This window comes from Bradyrhizobium sp. ISRA430 (genome assembly GCF_029909975.1).
GTDB lineage: Bacteria > Pseudomonadota > Alphaproteobacteria > Rhizobiales > Xanthobacteraceae > Bradyrhizobium.
The window spans coordinates 4,345,221-4,365,837 of sequence record NZ_CP094516.1; the positions used below are offsets into that span (position 1 = coordinate 4,345,221).

Genomic DNA, 20,617 nt, shown 5'->3' on the forward strand with positions numbered 1-20,617 from the left:
TAAGGCTCCGGAGCCCGGTCTCTGCGGGACTCGGATACATGTCGGTGACAGAGGATTCTCACGATCCGACGATCCCTAAGCGCCCGGCAGGAATTGCCATCGCATTACTGGCCTGCGCCGGCCGCCGGTGCATTTGCTCGGCCCATTGTCTTCGCCATGCCTCGAATGAAAGTAGGGTCCATAACTGGTATCCATAATCCTTCTCCTCCGAGATATGCCTCCGCCAAATCTCTTGCGCCGGTTTTACGTCGAGGATCCCACCGCCGTATCTGGCAGGCGCAAGCAGGTCCTCGGCCCAATCTCGTAACGGCACTCTAAGCCATTCGCCTATAGGGACACTGAATCCCATTTTCGGCCGTTCGACCAAATGGCGAGGAACAAAACGGTCGAGGACCCGCCGCAGCAGCCACTTCGTCTCTCCGTTCCGCACCAAAAATCGTGGAGGAAGGCGCCACGCAAATTCGACTATCCTATGGTCCAGGAGTGGCGGACGCGCCTCCAAGGCTACTGCCATTGACGCCCGATCGACCTTCTGCAGTATATCGTCCGGAAGGTAGGTAACTGTGTCGAGAAAGCGAGCGCGGTCCAAAACGCCAAGTCCTGGTGGCGCGCACCTCAACCCGGGGGAATTTTCCCGATCAGCCATGTGAAGCCCAACATCCGGAACCAGGCTGACAAGCCGAGTGTAAACCCCATCCGGATCCAACGACAGCACGCGAGATAGAGTTCGCACCTTGTCTCCAAGTCGTTGCGGAATCATACTGCCACGAAAGAGGTGCGATAAACGATTTAAGATGGCGGGAGGCAAAGCGCCCAAGATGGCACCGGCGGCCACCCGAAACCGAATAGGCATCGGGCCAGCGTATCGCGCGAACCGCGTCAGAATTTTGTACCTGTCGTATCCGGCAAACAGCTCATCGCCGCCGTCGCCGGACAATGCTACGGTGACGTGACTTCGCGTCAGCTTCGACACCAGAAAAGTTGGTATTTGCGAAGAATCCGCCAATGGCTCGTCATACATTTCAGGGACCAGAGGTACCGTCGCAAGCGCATCAGCAGCGGTAATGACCAGTTCCGAATGTACACTCCCTATGTGACGAGCAACGCGGGCGGCGTATGCCGATTCATCAAACCCCAGGTCGGGAAATCCAATCGAAAACGTACGGACCGGCCCCTTCCCGGCTGCCATCATTAGCGCCGCAATTGAAGAGGAGTCGATGCCTCCTGACAAAAACGCGCCAAGCGGCACATCGGAAATCATTTGCCTGCCGACTGCATCGGCGAGCAACGAGGAAAACGTTTCTATTGCCTCTTGGTCACCAACTTCCAGCGGCGCTTCGACGCCTTGTGCCACTGCATCTTCCAAGCGCCAATACCGGGTCCGGGAAATATGCCCATTGACGCCAATCGATACGATCTCACCCGGCATCACCTTCTCGATACCGCGCAATATCGCACCCGGTGCCGGAACATAACCAAATTTGAGATAACTGCTTACAGCTGCCGCATCGATCTCCCTTGGCACAAATCCCAGTCCCAGCAGGGCCTTTATCTCCGACCCAAATGCGATCTTTCCTCCATGGCGGGTAAAAAACAGAGGCTTAATTCCAATTCGATCGCGTGCGAGATGCAGCACCCGCTCTCGGCGATCCCAAAGGGCCATCGCGTACATGCCGTTGAGCGATTTTATCGCTGCCATTATTCCTTTACTTGCAACGGACTCGACCAGAACCTCTGTGTCCGAATGACCGCGCCATTTCACCCAGGCAACGTTCGGCTCCCGACGAATTTCCTCCGTATTATATATTTCGCCGTTGTAACTTACGACCCACCGTCCATCTGCCGACATCATGGGCTGCGCTCCGGCCTCACTTAGGTCAATGATGGCAAGGCGGCGGTGCGAAATCGCGACGCCAACCGCGGCATCAATCCACACCCCCTCACCGTCTGGTCCGCGATGCGCAATCGCATTCGCCATGTCGCGCGCCGAACGTTGCAAGGCCTCCGGCCGCGCAGCGAGACTAGGGTCAATCAAACCTGCAATCCCGCACATAGCGATCAATCCCTTTCAGCAGTCTCCAAATATGATCGTTCGATCAAGCTGAGGCCCCAGCTTGCAGCCAAACTTCGAAAGAAGGCGCGCTATTCCGCGCTTGCCAATCGCCGAAACAGCTCAACGTGCTTCTGCACCATTTGCTCAATCCCGAACTGCTGCTCCACGAGCGCCCGTCCTGCACGACCGAATGCGCTTCCAATGTCAGGGCGGTCGACAATTTCCCTTATCCGCAGCGCCAGCGTGTTTTCATCTCCGAATGGAATCAGGAATCCGTTCTCTCCGTCCTTGACAATTTCGCGATTGCCCGCCGCGTCTGTGGCTATGACCGGCTTTTCAAGCGCCATGTACTCCATAATTACATTAGAGATTCCCTCTCCGTTCGTTGAAACCAATACTCCGACGGAAAACGTTTTTACGATTTCTTCGACCCGTTTGCTGACTCCCAGAATGCGTATATTCGACTGACCGTCGCTCTTCAAACGCATCCTGAAGCTTTCCAGATCCGGTCCTTCGCCCACAGCGACAAACGTAATGTCCTTCCGCTCACTGCACAGCAATTTTGCCGCTTTGAAAAACGTACGATAGTCTCTCTCTCGATGGAATCTTCCGACCATACCAACTACGTGTTTGGTTCTTATATCCAACGAATGCTTGACGTCATCGACGTCAGGAAGATCATTTATTCGATCAAGATTGAAACCGTTTCGTATACAGAGACCTTTTTTGGCATCAACTCGAAAAGCTCTAAGTCCCGCTAATGAATTTGCCAATATCACAGTTGAAAATGGAGCTGTCAGAAGTAATCGTCGGTACCCGCGATCTTTCAAATTCATAAAGAGCGGCGCGTTTCGTATCATCCCGTTGATCAAAGCCGATCCAGATATCAACGCAATTGGTGAGGCATACATCGAGCACATCGACTCCCACGAATATATTATATGCGGTCGGTATTGCCTCGCCAGGCGATACAACTTTTGGAGAACACTGAAATCCCACCGTCGGTTTCTGCTGAAGATGTGTATTTTTACTCCCAGCGATCTCACCTCATCGTAGTGTATGACGTCTGAAAGAACGACTACTTCGCTGATGAATCCTTCCGTTTTGCTGAGCCCGCGCAGCAATTCGACCAATTGTCGTTCCTTCCCTCCGGAGGCCAAGGTGTCGGTTATATGCAGTATCCTGATCGCGGAACTTGACGAATTCAGCATTCCATCACCCGACCGTTATGAGCGCAGTCCCAGAGGATCCTCACGATTGGTGTTGGCAGGAACTGCCATCGGTCACTGGTCTGCGCCGGTAGTCGCCTTGAGCCGTCGTCGGATCTCCGCCGGGACGCCCATCACGAGCGAGCCGTCGGGCACGTCCTTCGTCACCACCGCACCGGCGCCGACGACGGCGCCAACGCCGATTCTGACGCCTGGCAGTAGGTTGGCTCCCAACCCGATCGCGGCGCCGCGCGCGATGTGGGGCCCGAGCATGGGCGAACCGTCGTAGCCGTTGCGGCCGATCGCATTGTCGTTCGAAGTGCCGACGCACCCCGAAATGAACACGTCGTCTTCGATCGTCATATTGCCCGCCAGCCAGGTGTGATCCTGCACCCGGACGCGATCGCCGATCTGCGTGTTGTAATTGACCGTGACGTAACGTCCGATGACGGCCTTGGAGCCGATCCGCGATTGTTCACGGATCGAGGCGCCGTCACCAATCAGGGTCCCCGCGCCGACCGAGACGTCGTAGAAAATTACCGCGTGCGGTCCGATAGAACAATCGGCACCGATATCGACCCACTCCTCGAAATGCGGCGGGCGCGTCAACGCGCCGGCCCCCTTGGTTGCCTTGCCGATGTAGGCTCCCGGAAAGATTTCGACGTTGTCCCCGACCCTTGCGCCGCTCTCAATCACGACATGCGGGTGAATGACCACCCGGTTGCCAATCGTAACGTTAGACCGCACCACGGCGAACTCGGCGATCGCCACGGCCTCTCCGATCGCCCCGGTCTCGACCACCGCCCAAGCACTGATTCGAGTCATCGAAGCTCCTTCGCGGCCTCTGCGCGCAACGCGGCGGGCGAATGCGTTAACGTCCGCCCCAATTTCTCGTGACCGTCCTGCTCGGCCGCAGCGCGCGCAATTGCGGCGATACCAAGCACCTGGTCGCGTGTGAGCTCGGGGAACATGGGCAGGGACAATGATTGAGCGGCCATCGCTTCGCAGTACGGCAAGTCGCCTTGCTTGTAGCCGAGATGAGCAAAAGCAGGCTGTAGGTGGAGCGGCACCGGATAATGGATCCCGGTCGTCACGCCAGCCTCGTGGAGCTTGTTCCGCATTGCGTCCCGCTCGTTCGTGGCGATCACATACAAATGATAGACGTGCATCGATCCCTTTCGAACGAATGGCGTCTTGATCCCCGACTGCGCCAACTCCGCGGTGTACCACTCTGCAGCGCGCCGCCGATTGGCGTTCCATTCATCCAGGCGCCGGAGCTTGACCTGCAGGATTGCCGCCTGGAGAGCGTCGAGCCGGCTGTTGAACCCGATCTCGGCGTGGCTGTAATGGCTGGTTCGACCGTGGTCACGCAGTCGTTCGATCCGCTCGACGATCGCGGCACTGTTGGTGGTGACCGCTCCGCCGTCGCCATAGGCCCCGAGATTCTTCGCCGGATAAAACGAGAAACAAGCAACATCGCCGAGCGCCCCGGTTCGGCCCCCCTGATATTCCGCCCCGTGCGCTTGGGCCGCGTCCTCTACTACATACAGGCCGCGCCGCCGTGCGATGTCCTTGATTGGACCCATATCAGCCGGCTGGCCGAAGAGGTGAACTGGGACGATCGCTCTTGTACGACCCGTTAGGCCGCGCTCGATCATTCTGGGATCGATCGTGTAGGTATCCGGATCGATATCGACGAACACGGGCCGCGCTCCCGACGCCACGATGGCCGCGGCGGTGGCGATGAAGGTGTGGGCGGTTGTAATCACCTCGTCGCCATGACCAACACCCAAGGCCCGTAGCGCCAAATGAAGCGCGTCCGTGCCGCTCGCCACACCGCGCGCATAGCGCACCCGGCAATACGCGGCGAAATCTCTTTCGAACGAGGCAAGCGCCTCACCGCCTATGAACTGCGCGGAGTCGATAATGCCCCGAATTGCTTCGGCCACCTCGTCTTTCAGCGCCGCATATTGCGCTTTAAGATCGACGAACGGAATGTGCATTTGTCGAACCTCACGAGAATCCGTATCTGTCACTCGGGGCTCTCATCGGGCACCGCGCCCCCGCAGCACCGCGGGAAACGTCAGCGCAATCAGCTTCAGGTCGGTCCATAGGGTCCAGTTCATCGCGTACTCGACATCCATCTCGAGCATTACCTCGGGGCAGAGGCGACCCCGGCCGCGCACTTGGCAAACTCCAGTGATGCCGGGCTTCACAATGTGGCGTTTATGGTGCCAGCCCCGGAAGTATTCGAGTTCATAAGGAATCGCCGGCCGCGGACCGACGATGCTCATTTCGCCCGTCAATACGTTAAGGAGTTGAGGCAGTTCGTCGAGGCTGGTTCTCCGCAGCCACCGCCCCACGCGCGTCACGCGAGGATCGTCTGTCAGCTTGTATGGGGCGCCGGGGTCGTTCGAGATGGATTCCTTCGCCCAAGCCCGCCGGATCGCCTCGCGATGGACGTTTTCGTCGGCCTTGTGGCAAAGCGTCCGGAATTTAAAGCAGTTGAACGGCTTCTCGTCTCGCCCAATCCGGCGTTGGCGAAAGACCGCGGGTCCAGGACTGTCGAGACGGATTGCTATCCACACCACCGGGAAGAGGGGGGCCAGCACCACGATCGCGAGAACGCTGATCACGACGTCGAGCGCCCGCTTGCCGAACTCCTGCGGGATCGCCCTTCGTCGCTTTGCTTCATGCGACCGCAATGTCGGCCCCCCTCACCGGTATGTTCCGACGCCGAAACATCCGTTGATCCTTGCCTTTGTGGTTGAGCCGTAGACACATCGATGCCGCTTCGAGCGCTTCGACAACGCGCAGCCCATGCGCTCCGTCCGCGCGCGGCCGTCCCCCGGTCATGATCGCGTTGACGAAGTCGAGTACCTCGAGTTTCAGCGGTTCGCTGTTGGATATCGCAGGGATATGAACGTCGCCATGATGGTAGGCGGACTGGAAGTCGGCGTACGAGTCGCCGTCGATCCGCGGCCTGAATCGCTTCTGATAAACGCGCACTTTCTCGGACGGCTGCACGTCGTCGAACACCAGCATCGCATCGCTTCCGACGATCGTGATTTGGCGCACTTTGACCGGGTCCAACCAGGAAACATGCACATGGGCGGTCGGCCCGCTCTTGAAGCCCATCTTGGCGTAAACAACATCCTCAACGTCGGGCAGAACGTGCGCGCAACCCCAGGCGCCGATTGTTCGCGGCACCTCCTCCAGCAGGCAGAAGATGATTGAGAGGTCGTGCGGCGCCAAGTCCCAAAGGACATTGGCGTCTTGCCGGTAGAGACCGAGATTCAGGCGTCGCGAATCAATGTAGTAAAGCTCGCCGAGAGAGCCGCTCTGGACCATCTGACGTATGAAACCCACCGCCGGGTGGTACTCGAACGTGTGCCCGACCATCAGCACACGCTTGCGCTCTTGAGCGATCGCATTCAACTCGCGGCATTGCGCGCTCGTCATAGATAACGGCTTCTCGACGAGCGCGTGCTTTCCGGCCTGGAGCACCGCCCGCGCCAACTCAAAGTGCGTCTCCACGGGAGTGGCGACAATGACCCCGTCTATAGAAGGGTTATTCAGTATCGCGCCGATATCGCGCGAAACAGCGACAGAAGGATATTGTGAACGGACATATTCCAATCTGTCAGGACTGGGATCAACGGCCATCGACATCCTTGCGTCGCGTATATCGCAGCTGACACGGATGTGTTTCGCGCCCCAATAGCCGCAACCGATGAGGGCGAGCGACGGGCCGTCTTTCGCGGTTTGAACTGCCGCGTCCTGGGTTTGGTTCGGAGTATCGAGTAAAGGAGGGACAAGTTTGGAGCGCAGTACTATCGAACGAGACATGCTCCCCTCCATAGGTCGCGCTCTTCGAACTTACTACAACACTAGTACAACCGCCCTTCTCGCCAGCCCAGTGGAGCGCACTATTGAGGGATAACCCTAAAGTTAGCGGCGCGGAATCACCGCGTCGCAAACGCTAAGTTCTTGGCGCTGATTGCCAAGCCAATAAACGTTCTTCTAGGGCATTTGGGAATAGTTTGGCGTTCCTGACCTCGTCGATTGCAGGACGGTCCTCCCCGCAAACTATGTCGACGAAGCGGGTCGAACCGACGATAGCGCTTGTGCGACGCCTGGCGCAGGGAGGTTAAACGACGTGGGGTTTCGCGCGGTTTTCGATTCGCGACGGCACGTCTGTCGCTGCTTCCGCGGACCCGGGCGATACGGCATCGTATGTTCGAACGCTAGCCAACGCTTCTGGCAAAAGAGCCGCAGCCGATGCCAAAACGGCCCCGCCCACCAGGCCCAGCGCCAGGAAAATGATCAGTTGGGGAAAGGCCGGAGAGTCTGGCGGGCGGGCTAATTGCGCAATTCGCAGACCCGATACGCGTGCGTTGGCGAGACTCGTGTTGATCCGCTCTTCCGTGGTTCGCTTCGCATAACTCTCGGCAGCGGCCACCGCTAGCGCCAGGTCCCGGCTCAGCCGATTGTATTCCGCCTCTCTCGACGAGAGAGTGGAAAGTTCATTGTTTACACGCTGGAGCTCCGTGCCAAAGTGTGTCTCGCGATTCTTTGCCCCGGCAAGATCCGCGTTAACCTTGAAAAGAGTATCCATTGTGTCCTGATAGACGCGAATGAGAAGGAGCGGTGGAGCCTCGGTGAGAGATCGCTCCGTCCGGCTCGTCTTGGCGTCACTTTCAGCCCTTTCGACGTTAGTTGCTCCCAAGCTGCTCACAATCCCGGAGACGTATTGGGATTGCGTGACCGGCTTCAGCCTCAGCAACTGCTCGGTCAATGCTTCCTTCCGACCTTGTAGCTCCACGATGGAGCCCTGCGTTGAACTAAGGGATTGGTTAAGTTGATCGGCACGGTTGAGAAGGAGAGTGCGCTGATCATGGATGGAATAGATCGAGACTGCAGCCGAAAAGTTCTCAAGCCTGGAGGCCGCTTTCTGTACCTCTTCCTGCAATTGTTTCCTCTGCACGACAAAAAACTGAAAGGCACCCGGCACGTTGAGAAGCTCCACCTGCTTGGCGACCAATGCGTCAGCAAGCGCATTGACGAACTCGGCCGCGATCACCGGATCGCGGTGAGGAAATGAGATCTTCAGAAGGTCGGTTTTGCCCTCTGCTTGTGCGGACATGGAGCGCCGCAGCATCGAAATCAGGATGTCGTCCTTGCGGCGGTTCTCATGAGCTGGAAGCAAGCGCTCAAGACCCAGCTTAGCTGCCGTTTCGCGTAAGGTCGAAATCTGATCAGCGGAAAACCAGCGCTTGACACCTAGCTCAGCTATCAGGGTGCCGTCGTTCGAGTGCATCCGGTCGAGGTCAGGAAAAAGGCGCTGAAGACCTACCTTGTTCGCCGCTTCGCGCACAACGTCGTCTGTCTCGGCAAGTCGGGCGAGCGAATTGATACCGGTAGGATCGACGATGCTGCGGGAGTCGACGACACTGCGAGATTCCGAGTCCTTGACACCATTGCCAACCAGGAGCAGGGCCTCGGCGTTGTAACGCCGCCCGACAAGCTGATAAGCGAAAAGAGACGCGGCGAGGACTGTCAGGAAGACGGCAAGCGCCACGACTTTGCGGCGCCGCAGTGCGGCAATTAGAACCTTGGCAGCAAGCAGCAGCTCCACCTAAAGCTCCGTTTTCTCAACAGGCCCGGCACCCGTCCGCTCTGTTCGCTCGAGAACGCAGTCTGCTGCGCCTCGAGTCGTCCACGCGTGGAGCGTCTTCGTGAGGTTAGCGCAGAGCAATGCGATTTACGATCGCATTAAAACACGCGGACAAGAATCGAAAGAAGTAGACCAAAAGAGGCATCGCCCAAACGCGTAGACAAAGACACATCCGACAGGGCAGATAAAATCGCGTCGGCTGGCAGTTACCCGCCCAATCCCTCAACGCTTAACGTTATGTCAAACTATGACAATGAGCCTCACTCTTCGCTGGAGGCCTTGAAACCGCAATTTCAATGAAACGCTTTCTTTCCGCCTGCGCGCGGACGTCACAACGATTGCCACGCGAGGTCTGACCCCGACGCGCACCCAGTGCAGATCGGTCTCGCCGCACGAGAGCCAATATCCGGACATTACGCTTGCGATCAAGAGGCTGGACCTTGGTATACTCTCGGCGACCTCGCGATCGGTCACAGCAGTTCACCCGCTCCACCGCATGGACGCTGATTGCTTCCGCTCTCAGGGAGCATCCGCATCGGCGGGTGTCCCTGCCTTCCTCGCATGCGCACGTGCGCGCCTCGGCGCCAACGTCTCATAGGCGGCGAGGAGGGAACGCTTTTCGAGCTCCCATTGAAATTCGCCGTAGGCACGCTCCCTGCCGTAGATCTGCATACGCTCGCGCCCGGCCTCGTCCTCAAGCAGCGCCACGATTCCGTCGCCGAGCGCCTGCGGCGTCAGCTTCGCTACCACCAGGGCGGCGTCGCCTGCATCACGCCTCGCCTGTGCCAAGTCGAACAGTACGAACGGCAGCCCAATGGCCATGTATTCAAAAACCTTGATCATCGACATCAACACGTTGCAGGCATTGGGCGGATCCGGAACGATGCCGATATCGCAAGCAGTCAGCATGGCAGGAAGCGCATCGCCTGAAATGTAACCGGCAAATTCGACATTGTCGGCGATTCCAAGTTCACCTGTGAGCCTCCTGAGCCGGCATGCTGCCGGCCCGTCGCCGATGATCAGACAGGCGATATCCGTTCGATGCTGGCGCTTGACGATGTACTCCATCGCCTGGACCAGCAGGTCTACACCGTCCTGCTCGGCAATCATTCCCACATAGCCGACGAGATATCGAAATGACCGCCTGACCGACAGATCGGGCTTGACCTGCCTGAAGCGCCCAAGATCGGGGACGCTTCTGACGATCCAAACCCTGTCTGGCGGCATCCCGCCTCGCTCCACGGCTTGCTGCTTCAGCGTAGGGTTTGTCGCGAGGCTCCCGTCGGCCGATCGAAACGTCCAGCTTTCAAGCAGCAACAGGAGACGATAAAAGAAATCCTGGCGGCCGAACTTGACCAAATAGAGTTCGGGGGCGGGATCATGCTGGTCAAACAGAAATTTCTTGCCGAAGAAGAACTTGTAGAAAATCGCGATCAAAAAGATCAAGTCCGGCGGATTGCACGCATGAAGGATATCGAATCCATGCCGGCGCGCCACCTTCAACGAGAGAACGACTTCCCAAAAAAGAGCGACAGCATATTCGAGAAGATAAGTTACGGCGCCCGAGCCTTCCACACCCCGTCGATGGCGGTAGATATGCACACCGTCCATCTGCTCGTATGCCTTGTCATATCCCTTCCCTTTCGGACAAATGACCGAAACGGTGTAACCAGCCTGGTGCAGCGCTGTGGCCTCCTGCCAGACCCGGCGATCGGCCGGCACCGGCAGGTTTTCGACGATTATAAGGACCGCGCCCGCTGCATCACCTAACGCAGATATGTTGTCCGACATAACCATTGCGCCTACGTCCGTCAGTTGAAGCGTGGCGACCTTTCGTATAGGACTCCTAGAGGAGGAGCACAATCTCGAGGTCGCGGACGATCCGCAGGATGCACGGTGGCCCTGCCGGCGAAGGATGATGCGACAACATCAAGAGGGAACGTCGACGCCATGGACACGGGCTCTTCGATCGCGCTCCTGCTCCGCAGCGACACTCCATCGCCCGACGATTGCAACCTAGCGGAAATCCTCGATTTTTTTGGAATTCCATGGACGGCGCTGACCGTTAGCGAAGCGAACGAGGCCAATATAGCCTCGCTGACCGCAAGTCATCCGCAGTACTCCATCCTGACTTCCGCGCCCTATCTCGCCGAAGCCCTGCAGCCCTGCAAGGCCGGAATGTTTCCGGCTTGGTTGGTGGCAGCCGCTTCGGTGTTCGTCTACGGATTTCGAGCTGCGGATCCCTGCAGGGCTCTGCTGCGCAAGATCACGGGAGACCCAGAGGCAGACATCCGCGGCATCGACGCTTGGCCGATAACCGTGTCCGTCACTGGTGCTTTTCCAGACATGTGCGGCCCAATGTCGGCCCAGCGGATCCAATTGGAGCCCGGCGCCGCGGATGCGGCGCTTGTCATTCGGCATCGTGGCGAATTGCAGAGCATCGTCGTGGCGCCCGAGGGACACCTGTTCGCCGGATTTTCTTATTCGGGCGTGCGCTTTTTTGCCGATGCGTCACTGGTGATGGTGGACATTCGCGAACGCGCTGCGACCTATTTTGATGTGAAGAAGCGCTTCGCCGGTGCGGTGCCGGTCGTGATGTATCTGAAATGGTCGTTCCGCGACGTCTGCTGGACCACCTCCGAAGCAAACGCATGCCTGATCATCGACGATCCGCCTCTGTGGCCACGGTACGGCTTTCTCGATTTTGGCGAACTATTGCAGTTGGCCGACAAGCAGACGTTCGCGACCACCATCGCCTTCATTCCATGGAATTGGCAACGAACAAATCGCGGTACCGTTGCCGCATTTCGGCAAAATAGCGGAAAACTGTCGGTCTGCGTGCACGGCTGCGATCACACCCGTGGTGAATTTGCAGCCCGTTCAGCCGACCTACTCGACAGAAAGCTGAAGACCGCCAGGTGTCGGATGCAATCCCTTCTCAACAAGACCGCACTCAATTATGAAAACGTGATGGTTTTCCCGCAAGGGGCATTCTCGCCCGAGGCAGTGTCGGCTCTAAAGCGAAATGGCTTCGTCGCGGCAGTGAACACAGAAGTCGCGCCAGCCGATGACGCGTCGAACGAAACGACACTTGCAGACCTGTGGAGTGTCGCCATCGTCCGGTATGGGGGCTTCTCGATTTTTACCCGGCGATACATTGACCATGGCATTGAAAACTTCGCATTTGATGGACTCCTGGGCAAGCCGTGCTTCGTCGTCGGACATCACGATCTTTTCCGGAACCACGGCAGCGAACTGACGGACTTCCTCCGACAGCTTGCGTCCTTGCGGTGGAAACTCCGTTGGCGGACTCTCGGCGACGCCGTTTGCCGCAGCTACAGCATTCGACGCGACGGCGGAACGATCATAGTAAAGATGTTTGCTGAACAACTTCGCATCGAAAACATGAAGGCGATGACGCAACGGATCTGGGTCGTGAAGCAAGCACCGCAGGTCGTTTCTTTGAAAGGTGTTACAGTCAACCAAGACGTCGTCGCGTACGAATACGTGGATGGATGTCTTCGATTGATCGTCGATATCCCGCCCGGCGGGATGGCGGATATACGCTGGGTTCATCACGAAGAGCCGGATGCTTTCCCGGATTCAGAATCGGTCTCATACCGACTTGGGGTGGCGGTTCGGCGGTATCTGTCCGAACTTCGTGACAATTACGGGCTCCGCGACCTGTTTCGTTTTCGCAAGTAGCCGGGAGTAGATCGCTTTGTAGCGGACTCCGACGCCTGACCCGATACGTGTCGGAGAACTCAAAAGGATTACTCCCAATTCGCAGAGCTCGCACAGTATCAGACGTCAAACGGCGCGGCATATGATCGAAGAATGAGACGGCGAATCTCGCGCGCTGTCACGTCGCGGACGATGACGGCACGCAAAAGATCATTCGACGAACACGGCCATCGATAGATGAATGGCTCCCGCTCGAATTCCAGCTCCCTCGCGCCGTTGCGAGCCGATACGTTATTCTTAATTCTCCTCGGAATATTTGCTGCGATCGCAGGCGGATTGACGGCAATGGTCGGGGGAGCGATTCCCCTTGTTCTTTATTCGTTGCCGATTGCCGCGGCGGTGGTTCTCGCCAACTACCGGAATGGCGTCTGGCTGTTGGTGTTACTGTTGCCCTTCGCGTCAACCTACATGGTTCCGCGTCAGATATTCGGGGTCACGGGACTTAATTCGGAAAACTGCCTGCTCGTACTCACGTTGTTGTCGTTAGGCTTGGCTGCGCTCTTAAGCCAAGTGGCCGTTCGGTTTCCCCGTCTGCCGCTGGCACTGCTGGTTTATATCGCACTGATTGCTTTTGCTGCCTACCGGGGCTCCGGTTCGGCAGAGCGCGGAATCACACCTCCAGGCGAAGAGCCTTTAACGTTGAATAGATACCTGCTGGATGGTTTCGCGAAGCCGATGATTATCGTTGTCGTGGCTTGGCTGGCGGCCGTGGTCTCGCGAAATGGAAATGGGCGACCTCTGATCTGGGCGCTCGCACTTGCCTACGTTGCCTTCTTCGGGCTCATAGTCGGTTACCTCGTCGTCAACGGTATAAGCCTGCACATTCTCGCATCCGCACGAGAACGCGGTTTTCTCAATTGGACCGGAATGCACGCCAATGAGGTCGGCCTCATGGCGAATTTGGGGTTTGCGACCCTGCTTTACACGGCGGCCGCCACCGTCCAACCACTGCCGCGCCTGACGCTCTTTGCATGCGCCGTTGCCGCCGCCACGACAGCGGCCCTGACCTTTTCTCGAGGCGCTTTTTTCGGCCTTGCCATCATCGTTGGCTATTATCTGTTCAGCCGGCGCCGCGCAGGCCAGTTTGTTCTTGCGCTGTCGATCATCGTCGGTGTCGCCTTGATATTGCCCGACGCATTCGTCGAACGGGCGACGACGGGGTTCGCCACGGAGGATACTCAAGCAATCACGGCCGGTCGCCTCGACACAATCTGGCGCCCACTATTGCCAACGTTCTGGGAAGCGCCGATTCTCGGGCATGGCCTCAGTTCGACCCCGTGGGCCACTCCCAATCTCCGCGGAACCATGCTGCCGGTCGGACACCCCCATAGCGCCTATCTCGGCGTTCTTCTTGATCTGGGGATGGTGGGTGTCCCAGTCGTCGCAGCTTTCTTCTGGTCGGCTTGGGCCATGTTCAGGTGCCTCGCGAAGAACCATGCCGATCCCCTATGGCGTGGGGTTTTCGAAGGAGGCGCCGTTTGCCTGATATGCCTCGCCGTCCAGGGATTAACGGATGACCGATTTGTACCGACCTACCCGCAGGCGGCTCTTTGGTTGTGTTACGGGCTCGCCCTCGGCCAAGCCCAGTCAACCTGTTCGACTGAAAGAACGCATCCATGAAGGTATGTTTCGTCGGTCTTGAAAACCTCCCGGTCCTTGCCCCCGAATACAATCACCATGGTATTGGCGGGGAGGAGGTCCAACAGACGCTACTCGCGAAAGCACTCGCCGCTCGTGGATACCAGGTTTCCATGGTCGTTGGGGATTACGGTCAGTCCGACGCGGCCTCCTGGCACTGCGTCACCACCTACAAGGCATATCGCGCGGATGCGGGTCTTCCGGTACTTCGTTTTGTTTATCCCCGTTGGACCGCAACTTGGGCGGCGTTGATGCGGGCCGATGCCGACGTCTACTATACGAGTTGTGCCGGGATGCGTGTCGGCTTGGTCGCGATGTTTTGTCGTCGGCATGGACGCGGTCTCGTCCACCGACTGGCATCCGACGTAGATACCGATCCGGAGAAGGTGCTGATACGCTACGCACGGGACAAGAAACTCTACGAATACGGATTAAGGAGGGCTGATAGCGTCCTTTGCCAACACGCCGGCCAGCAACGCGCGCTCTTGGAAAATTACGGATTGACGAGCGTGGTCGCTGACATGCTGGTGGATCCGCCGGATCGGCAGCTGGATCGTGATCAGCGCGACTTGGAAATTCTTTGGGTCAGCAACCTGCATGGCCTCAAGCGACCCGAGCTCGCGATCGAGTTGGCGCGTCGCATGCCCTCTCGTCATATACACATGGTTGGCGGTCCACAACCGGGTTTCTCTGATCTGTACATTAAGATCGAGTCTGCTGCGAAGAGACTGCCGAACCTGACGTTTTGCGGTCGCGTACCTTATCACGACGTAGGTGACCTCTATGACCGCGCCAAAATTTTCGTCAATACCTCGGACACGGAGGGTTTTCCCAATTCCTTTCTTCAGTCCTGGCGTCGCGGCATTCCGGTAATATCATTTTTTGATCCTGATGGACTTATCAAGCGCGAAGGCCTTGGTGCCTCGCCCCAATCCATCGATGAGATGGCTTACATTGCCGACTACTTGATTGCCGATGAAACAGAATGGCGAAAGGCGTCCGAGCGATGCAGGAGCTATATGGACCGGATGCACGGCGATCACGTGGTGCTGAAGCCCTATGTCGCTGCAATCGAGGAAGCGGTTTGCCGAAGGAAGAAATGACGCGCGTCGAGCGAACCGGCGTGGCGTAGCGGCGACGCGAGCGAGCCGATGACGCATCTGTTGTGTCGGCTGCGTTCGCAACCGGCAACGCTTGCGCGCGATTAGACTCCTGATCGAGGGCGATGTATGCAGGAGAGATGGCATGCATGCGCGTAATGCGCGTCAGCGCGTCCATGGCCTCATTTCCTTATGCCCGATGCGCAGGAAGCACGAAAGCCTGCTGGACGAGGCGCACAGAGGGGAGGCGCGTGGCATGACGTCAGGGATTCGCCGCAAGGCAGGTTTTCTGGCCGGTGCAGGGCTGCTCGAGTATGCTCTGCAAATGGCGCTGCCGGTCATCCTGGTCCGCTACCTGACCAAGCAGGAGTTTGGAGACTACCGCCTGATGTGGTTGGTCGCCACGACAGGGTTGATCCTGTTTCCCCTTTTTCTGCCGCAGTCCCTGTTTTATTTCCTGCCGCGCGCTGCTCCCGGAACCCGGCCCAAGCTGGTGGGAAATACATTCGTAAGCCTGTTCGCGCTCGGCGGTCTCGCGATCCTCTTGCTTCTGGTGCTGATGCCCGTCTTGCCTGGCTCGATCGCGGGCTTGCAGCGCCACTCGCCGCTTGTGCAGATTTTCGCCGGCACCTGGATATTGGCGTCGATTCTCGACGTGCTGCCGAACGCGGATGGAAGAGCGGAGTGGCAGGCCTGCGCAACGGTCGTCCTTGCGACACTCAGGCTGGCCGCATTGTCTGGTTTGGCAGTCGCGTCCGGCGATGTGGGCTGGGTTCTGGTGGCCATGTGCGGCGTGGCTATGGTGAAGGTCGGAATAGCGCTCGGCTACGCCCTGTTTGCTGCGCAGGAAACGGGACTCGGATTCGACGGGGGGCTCGCACGCTTGCAATTGAATTATTCGTTGCCGTTTGCTGTCGCGCAAGGGCTTTTCGCTTTGCGCGTACAGGCCGACCAATGGATCGTGGCGGCGAATTTTTCGAACACGGCCTTTGCACTTATCTCGATTGCGTCGATGGTTCTGCTCGTCGGAGGATTGATCCGCCAGCCTCTGAATAATGCTCTTCTGCCCAATATCAGTTCCTTGCTAGGCGAAGGCAAGCTTGATGACGCCTGCGCGCTGATACAGAAAGGATACCTCGTGCTGGGACTTATGCTGCCCCCAGTCCTCGGATTGCTGATCTCGACCGCGGACGAGCTCGTGGAAGTTATATATACGCGCGAGTATCTGGGGGCGGTGCCGCTCATGCGGATTTATCTCTTGGGACAGGTGGCAACCGTCTTCGCGGCGGGCCATTTGCTTCAGGTATTTAGATTCGGCGGGCAGGCTGCAATGATCGGCGCAATATCTCTTGTGGCATCGATTGCTTTGAGTATTCTTGGTCTCCAGTTTTTCGGACTTGGCGGCGCGGTAGCAGGAAGCACCACAAGCCTTGTTCTTTTGGAGTGCTGGGCCTTGAACAAGGTCGCCAAAGCACTGCAAACCAGCATCGCTCAAATGATACGGCTCGATCAGACTTGGAGAGTCATCGTTGTGGTCGCAGTCGGTGTGCTCGTCGTCCACGTCCTCTGCTCCGGACTGGACGCATCCGTCTTTCTGCGTCTCTTCGTGAAGTCTTTGGTCTTTGTGATTGCCGTGCTGCTTGGGCTTGCGCTCACGAACATGCATCGGTCGCTCCTATCTTTCCTTCCTGAGCGGGACCAACGGAGGAAGCATGATCCTCTTTCAACTCGCTAGAAGCATGCAGCGTCACAATATTCGCGGCGGCAGCTTTCTAATGAGGCAATTAGCCGTATTCGGATTGTTGCGTCGGACTACGCAATATGACCTTGGAGGCGTCAGATTCAGCGTGCCGCTTCATAAGCTCACCTGGGATAGGAAAGATGTATTTGATTACGAAAGGCGGTTTATCGAAGCATTCCGGCAAGCGATCGCACCACTTGAAAAAGCAACGCTCATTGATTGCGGGGCGGATATCGGCACGTTTTCTACGCTTGTCTCCCTCAATTCCAAAATAGCCCGGATCATTGCGTTCGAACCGAATGCCGATGTCACCGATATTCTCAGAGACAATCTCTCTCGGCTGCCGCTCGCGTCTGAGGTAATCGGAAAGGCGGTCAGTAATTTTGTTGGCCGAGGATACTTAGAAAGACCATTTTATGATCCACATGATCACGCTCGTTTCTTGCAGCCGGGAGATGGGCCGATCTCCGTTACCAAAATCGATGCCCTGAATATCCGTGGCGATATCGCCGTTAAAATTGACATTGAGGGTGGTGAGCTTGAGGCGCTCCAGGGAGCGAAGGACACGATCGTCGCTGCAAGACGCTGTGTCATAGCATTCGAGGCTCACCCGATGGTCTCGAAGCGAATCGGCCGCGATCCGGTCGAATGTCTTCGGCTCTTGGCCTCGCTCAGGCCCTTCCGATTTCTGGTCTCCGAAACGGGAACATCGCCTCCTCTGTCAGAACCTCTCATGCGGCCGGGTCAAACTGAAGTCTGGAACGTGATCGCAACATCTTCCCTAAATTAACCTAGCAAATTGTCGGCCCAAGCGGCTTTGAAATTTCAAAAAACACTACACCCACTTACTGGCGGCGGTCGAGCGATCCCAGTCCCGCTACAGCCTAATGGTTCCGAATATCGAACAAGAGTTGCTGCACGGTTGCGCGCTCGTGTTAGGGCGCCCAAGCAAACTTCCATGGTGATGAAGATGAAGGACAAAGAGGCATAGCGCAGTGTTCACCAGCCCACCGACCTATCAGGATGGTGCTTAGCCGATGGAGGGCCGTTCCTCATGCGCTTGGCCCGTTTCATTATAGGCGCCGCAACGTATATTAACGGTCGAATACAAGGTTGCGTCCAAATGGCGGAAGATAGGGATCGGGGAGAAATGCCACTGCGTATTGCTATGAGGCGTTTGCCATGAGGTGTGGCTGAAGCACGTGACGCTGCTCTGGGCCAACGGCATGCGTACCATTCCCGATACGGTTGCCGAGCTAGGGCCGGGAGATTCGCTAGGGACCGGACTGGATATTGTGACCCAGCCTCGGGGAACTATGGCAGAAAACGACCGGGCGGAGGCGGCGAATTCGTGTGCGGTTCTGACGCTTGCTGCCAACCGCCTCCCCCCGGGACGCCGAGACCGTTGCGTTGCGGAACACCAGGGTGTCCCGGCATTGTTCGGACGGCGGGAGATGGACCTGTGGGAAAACTGGGGGCCGCTGTGATGATTTTCCTCAAATTCTGGGAGAACTGATGCGGCGCTTCGCTGAGCGGACAGACCGCGGGCAATGGGCGCTATTCCCAGAATGCTTGATGACGAGGCCAGAAATCGACAGGTCCACTCTCAAATTGAGATCGCGCGGGACGGATAGGCAAGTCAATATGAGCTGTCCTTTGTGGAACTTACGAGCGTATAATTGTGGGGAGCCGGGTGACGGAGAGCCGAATGTCCTCAGATGGGCGGCCACATGTGGCTGTTGTCGTGCCCCAAAATCGAGCGTGGATCTGGCATCGTAGGCTTATTTCGATACTTCAAGCCAGTTTTGAGGTGGATGTTTATACGAGCCCACACGCTCCAAGCTATCCGCCCTCCCTGAGATTATGGATGCGCGTCGAGGCCCACCTTGAAGAACTTGACCTCGTCAAGATGACAAGCATCTTAGGAAAACCGTGGCCGGACATTGCAAATAGTGCGTACTCACTCATCATAAATCTGTCCGAAGCGCCAATACTGGCCGCGTCAACTCCAATTCTCGAGCCTCGCTTTGATGAGTCCGCTGATAGTATCAGTCTGTTTGTTTCTTTGCTTAATCGTAAGAGTCCGTACCTGTCGATCTGTCTGGCGCGGAAGGTCGAGCCAACAGTCGCTTCCTATTTGGCGATAGAAAATCGAGCGGAATTAACTCGAGGGCTTCAGCTCTGCTTTGCGCGCCTTCTGGCACTTACGGAACGAGCGATTTATCATTTGTCGAAAGGCACACAGCCCGCCGTACCATCCAGACCAGCGAGTGCCGACCAAACCTTTTCCAAAGTGCTGGTCCTGCGCTTTGCGTTTCGGTTTTTCTTGGCGAAAGCCCTGGATTTTGTCTTAGGAGGGCTGAAACGGCGCGAGCATTGGTCTGTTGGACTCTTGTGGTCCGATAAGTGGGAAATCCCAAACGGGATCCCTCTGCATAAGTTTATAACGGTGCTTGACGATCGGCGGCGCTACTACGCTGATCCGTTCGTGTTCAGCAGTGAGGGCCAGAAGTGGCTGTTTGTCGAGGAGTTTAACTATCAAACCGGTAAGGGTATCATTTCTTGCATGCCGGTATCGACCGGACATAAGCAGACCACTCCTCAACCAACGTTAGTGCGTCCCTATCACCTATCCTATCCTTTCGTCTTTCGGCACGATGAAGTCATTTACATGCTACCTGAGACGGGGGGTAATCGCACAGTGGAGCTCTACCGAGCTCGATCGTTTCCATTCGATTGGGTTCTTCACCAAGTTCTTATCCGAGACGTTGATGTGTACGATGCGACGCTATTGCGGCACCAAGAGAGGTGGTGGATATTTGCTGCGATTGCACACAGAGATGGTTCGTCGCAAGACGAGCTTGGAATTTTTTACAGCGAACATTTAGAAGGGCCTTGGCGAGCGCACGAACTAAATCCCGTAAAATCAGATTGTCGATCGTCTCGTCCGGCAGGTCAGTTTGTCATATATGGCGACCGGCTCCTGCGACCTGCACAGGATTGCGAGAGCGGTTACGGGTCTGCTCTCGTGTGGTTAGAAATCGAAGAGCTTACCACAGACCGATTCAAAGAAAGAGAGATCGCCAGATGGCCAGGAAATGCCGCACTGGCGGATGGCATCCATACTGTTAATTTCGACCAAGAGCTTGGCGCAATTGACAGGAGACAAGCTGTTTGGAAATTCCCCTTTTTTTGGTCTTCACGTTAGGTGACTGAGCATCTGGCGCCTATTCTGGCGAGCCAAATGATGTCCCATTCGCGCATGCACGAGCAAAGGACTGCTTGCCCATCAGGCGGCAGAATGGCGAGTGCTAGCTGGTGCGCGACTGATGAAGCGCCGGCGCCGCTCCGATGACAAGGCTCTAGGCATTCTCGAAGATTGGGTCGGTTCGGCGCAGGCGATCGCCAGCGCCGCCTAGGCGACAATAACGTCCGGTGTTATCTCAGGTAGATTTG

At 57.2% G+C, this 20,617-nt stretch carries 14 protein-coding genes; 6 read left to right on the top strand and 8 right to left on the bottom strand.

All coding sequences use genetic code 11. From position 1 onward, the window contains the following. Positions 1-58: 58 nt before the first annotated feature. From asnB to MTX21_RS20780, 8 genes are all read right to left on the bottom strand, one after another. The gene (gene asnB / locus MTX21_RS20745) at positions 59-2,053 is read right to left on the bottom strand and encodes an asparagine synthase (glutamine-hydrolyzing) (RefSeq protein WP_280966561.1); all 1,995 of its coding nucleotides are present in this window, start codon (positions 2,051-2,053) and stop codon (positions 59-61) included. 89 nt (positions 2,054-2,142) lie between these two features. Continuing rightward, positions 2,143-2,964: a glycosyltransferase gene (locus MTX21_RS20750; protein ID WP_280966562.1), complete on the bottom strand. Its 822-nt coding sequence runs from the start codon at positions 2,962-2,964 to the stop codon at positions 2,143-2,145. A 372-nt stretch (positions 2,965-3,336) separates the two neighbouring features. Then, positions 3,337-4,086, bottom strand: a complete 750-nt coding sequence (locus MTX21_RS20755) for a hypothetical protein (protein WP_280966563.1) — start codon at positions 4,084-4,086, stop codon at positions 3,337-3,339. Then, the gene (locus tag MTX21_RS20760) at positions 4,083-5,264 is read right to left on the bottom strand and encodes a DegT/DnrJ/EryC1/StrS family aminotransferase (RefSeq protein WP_280966564.1); all 1,182 of its coding nucleotides are present in this window, start codon (positions 5,262-5,264) and stop codon (positions 4,083-4,085) included. Before MTX21_RS20760 ends, MTX21_RS20755 begins: the two co-directional genes overlap by 4 nt. Before the next feature lie 42 nt (positions 5,265-5,306). After that, entirely contained in the window at positions 5,307-5,966 is a 660-nt protein-coding gene (locus tag MTX21_RS20765; RefSeq protein WP_280966565.1) for a sugar transferase, read from the bottom strand. Next, positions 5,953-7,110, bottom strand: coding sequence for a Gfo/Idh/MocA family oxidoreductase (locus MTX21_RS20770; protein ID WP_280966566.1), 1,158 nt, complete (start codon positions 7,108-7,110; stop codon positions 5,953-5,955). Before MTX21_RS20770 ends, MTX21_RS20765 begins: the two co-directional genes overlap by 14 nt. Positions 7,111-7,411: 301 nt before the next feature. Then, positions 7,412-8,899, bottom strand: coding sequence for a hypothetical protein (locus tag MTX21_RS20775; RefSeq protein WP_280966567.1), 1,488 nt, complete (start codon positions 8,897-8,899; stop codon positions 7,412-7,414). A 558-nt stretch (positions 8,900-9,457) separates the two neighbouring features. Continuing rightward, on the bottom strand, positions 9,458-10,729 hold the full coding sequence (locus tag MTX21_RS20780; RefSeq protein ID WP_280966568.1) for a glycosyltransferase family 4 protein: 1,272 nt from the start codon (positions 10,727-10,729) through the stop codon (positions 9,458-9,460). 105 nt (positions 10,730-10,834) lie between these two features. Between MTX21_RS20780 and MTX21_RS20785 the strand changes: the two genes are divergently transcribed. The 6 genes from MTX21_RS20785 to MTX21_RS20810 all read left to right on the top strand — a co-directional run bounded on the left by MTX21_RS20785 (position 10,835) and on the right by MTX21_RS20810 (position 20,369). Beyond that, positions 10,835-12,643 (top strand): hypothetical protein, encoded by a 1,809-nt coding sequence (locus MTX21_RS20785; protein ID WP_280966569.1) that lies wholly within the window; start codon positions 10,835-10,837, stop codon positions 12,641-12,643. A 216-nt stretch (positions 12,644-12,859) separates the two neighbouring features. Beyond that, positions 12,860-14,302 (top strand): O-antigen ligase family protein, encoded by a 1,443-nt coding sequence (locus MTX21_RS20790; protein ID WP_280971307.1) that lies wholly within the window; start codon positions 12,860-12,862, stop codon positions 14,300-14,302. Beyond that, complete coding sequence (locus MTX21_RS20795) at positions 14,299-15,423, top strand: glycosyltransferase family 4 protein (RefSeq protein WP_280966571.1); 1,125 nt, start codon at positions 14,299-14,301, stop codon at positions 15,421-15,423. Before MTX21_RS20790 ends, MTX21_RS20795 begins: the two co-directional genes overlap by 4 nt. Positions 15,424-15,565: 142 nt before the next feature. Beyond that, entirely contained in the window at positions 15,566-17,155 is a 1,590-nt protein-coding gene (locus MTX21_RS20800) for a lipopolysaccharide biosynthesis protein (RefSeq protein ID WP_280966572.1), read from the top strand. Further along, a complete protein-coding gene (locus MTX21_RS20805) occupies positions 17,133-17,951 on the top strand; it encodes an FkbM family methyltransferase (RefSeq protein WP_280966573.1) in 819 nt (272 codons plus the stop codon). The genes MTX21_RS20800 and MTX21_RS20805 overlap by 23 nt, the downstream gene beginning before the upstream one ends. A 1,077-nt stretch (positions 17,952-19,028) precedes the next feature. Then, positions 19,029-20,369, top strand: a complete 1,341-nt coding sequence (locus MTX21_RS20810; RefSeq protein WP_280966574.1) for a hypothetical protein — start codon at positions 19,029-19,031, stop codon at positions 20,367-20,369. The last annotated feature ends 248 nt before the right edge of the window (positions 20,370-20,617 follow it).

Coding starts and splice junctions, on each gene's coding strand:
- MTX21_RS20810 (WP_280966574.1), top strand. CDS start 19,029: ATGCGCGTCGAGGCCCACCTTGAAGAACTTGACCTCGTCAAGATGACA.
- MTX21_RS20770 (WP_280966566.1), bottom strand. CDS start 7,110: ATGTCTCGTTCGATAGTACTGCGCTCCAAACTTGTCCCTCCTTTACTC.
- asnB (WP_280966561.1), bottom strand. CDS start 2,053: ATGTGCGGGATTGCAGGTTTGATTGACCCTAGTCTCGCTGCGCGGCCG.
- MTX21_RS20750 (WP_280966562.1), bottom strand. CDS start 2,964: ATGTATGCCTCACCAATTGCGTTGATATCTGGATCGGCTTTGATCAAC.
- MTX21_RS20780 (WP_280966568.1), bottom strand. CDS start 10,729: ATGTCGGACAACATATCTGCGTTAGGTGATGCAGCGGGCGCGGTCCTT.
- MTX21_RS20755 (WP_280966563.1), bottom strand. CDS start 4,086: ATGACTCGAATCAGTGCTTGGGCGGTGGTCGAGACCGGGGCGATCGGA.
- MTX21_RS20800 (WP_280966572.1), top strand. CDS start 15,566: ATGCATGCGCGTAATGCGCGTCAGCGCGTCCATGGCCTCATTTCCTTA.
- MTX21_RS20790 (WP_280971307.1), top strand. CDS start 12,860: ATGAATGGCTCCCGCTCGAATTCCAGCTCCCTCGCGCCGTTGCGAGCC.
- MTX21_RS20795 (WP_280966571.1), top strand. CDS start 14,299: ATGAAGGTATGTTTCGTCGGTCTTGAAAACCTCCCGGTCCTTGCCCCC.
- MTX21_RS20805 (WP_280966573.1), top strand. CDS start 17,133: ATGATCCTCTTTCAACTCGCTAGAAGCATGCAGCGTCACAATATTCGC.
- MTX21_RS20760 (WP_280966564.1), bottom strand. CDS start 5,264: ATGCACATTCCGTTCGTCGATCTTAAAGCGCAATATGCGGCGCTGAAA.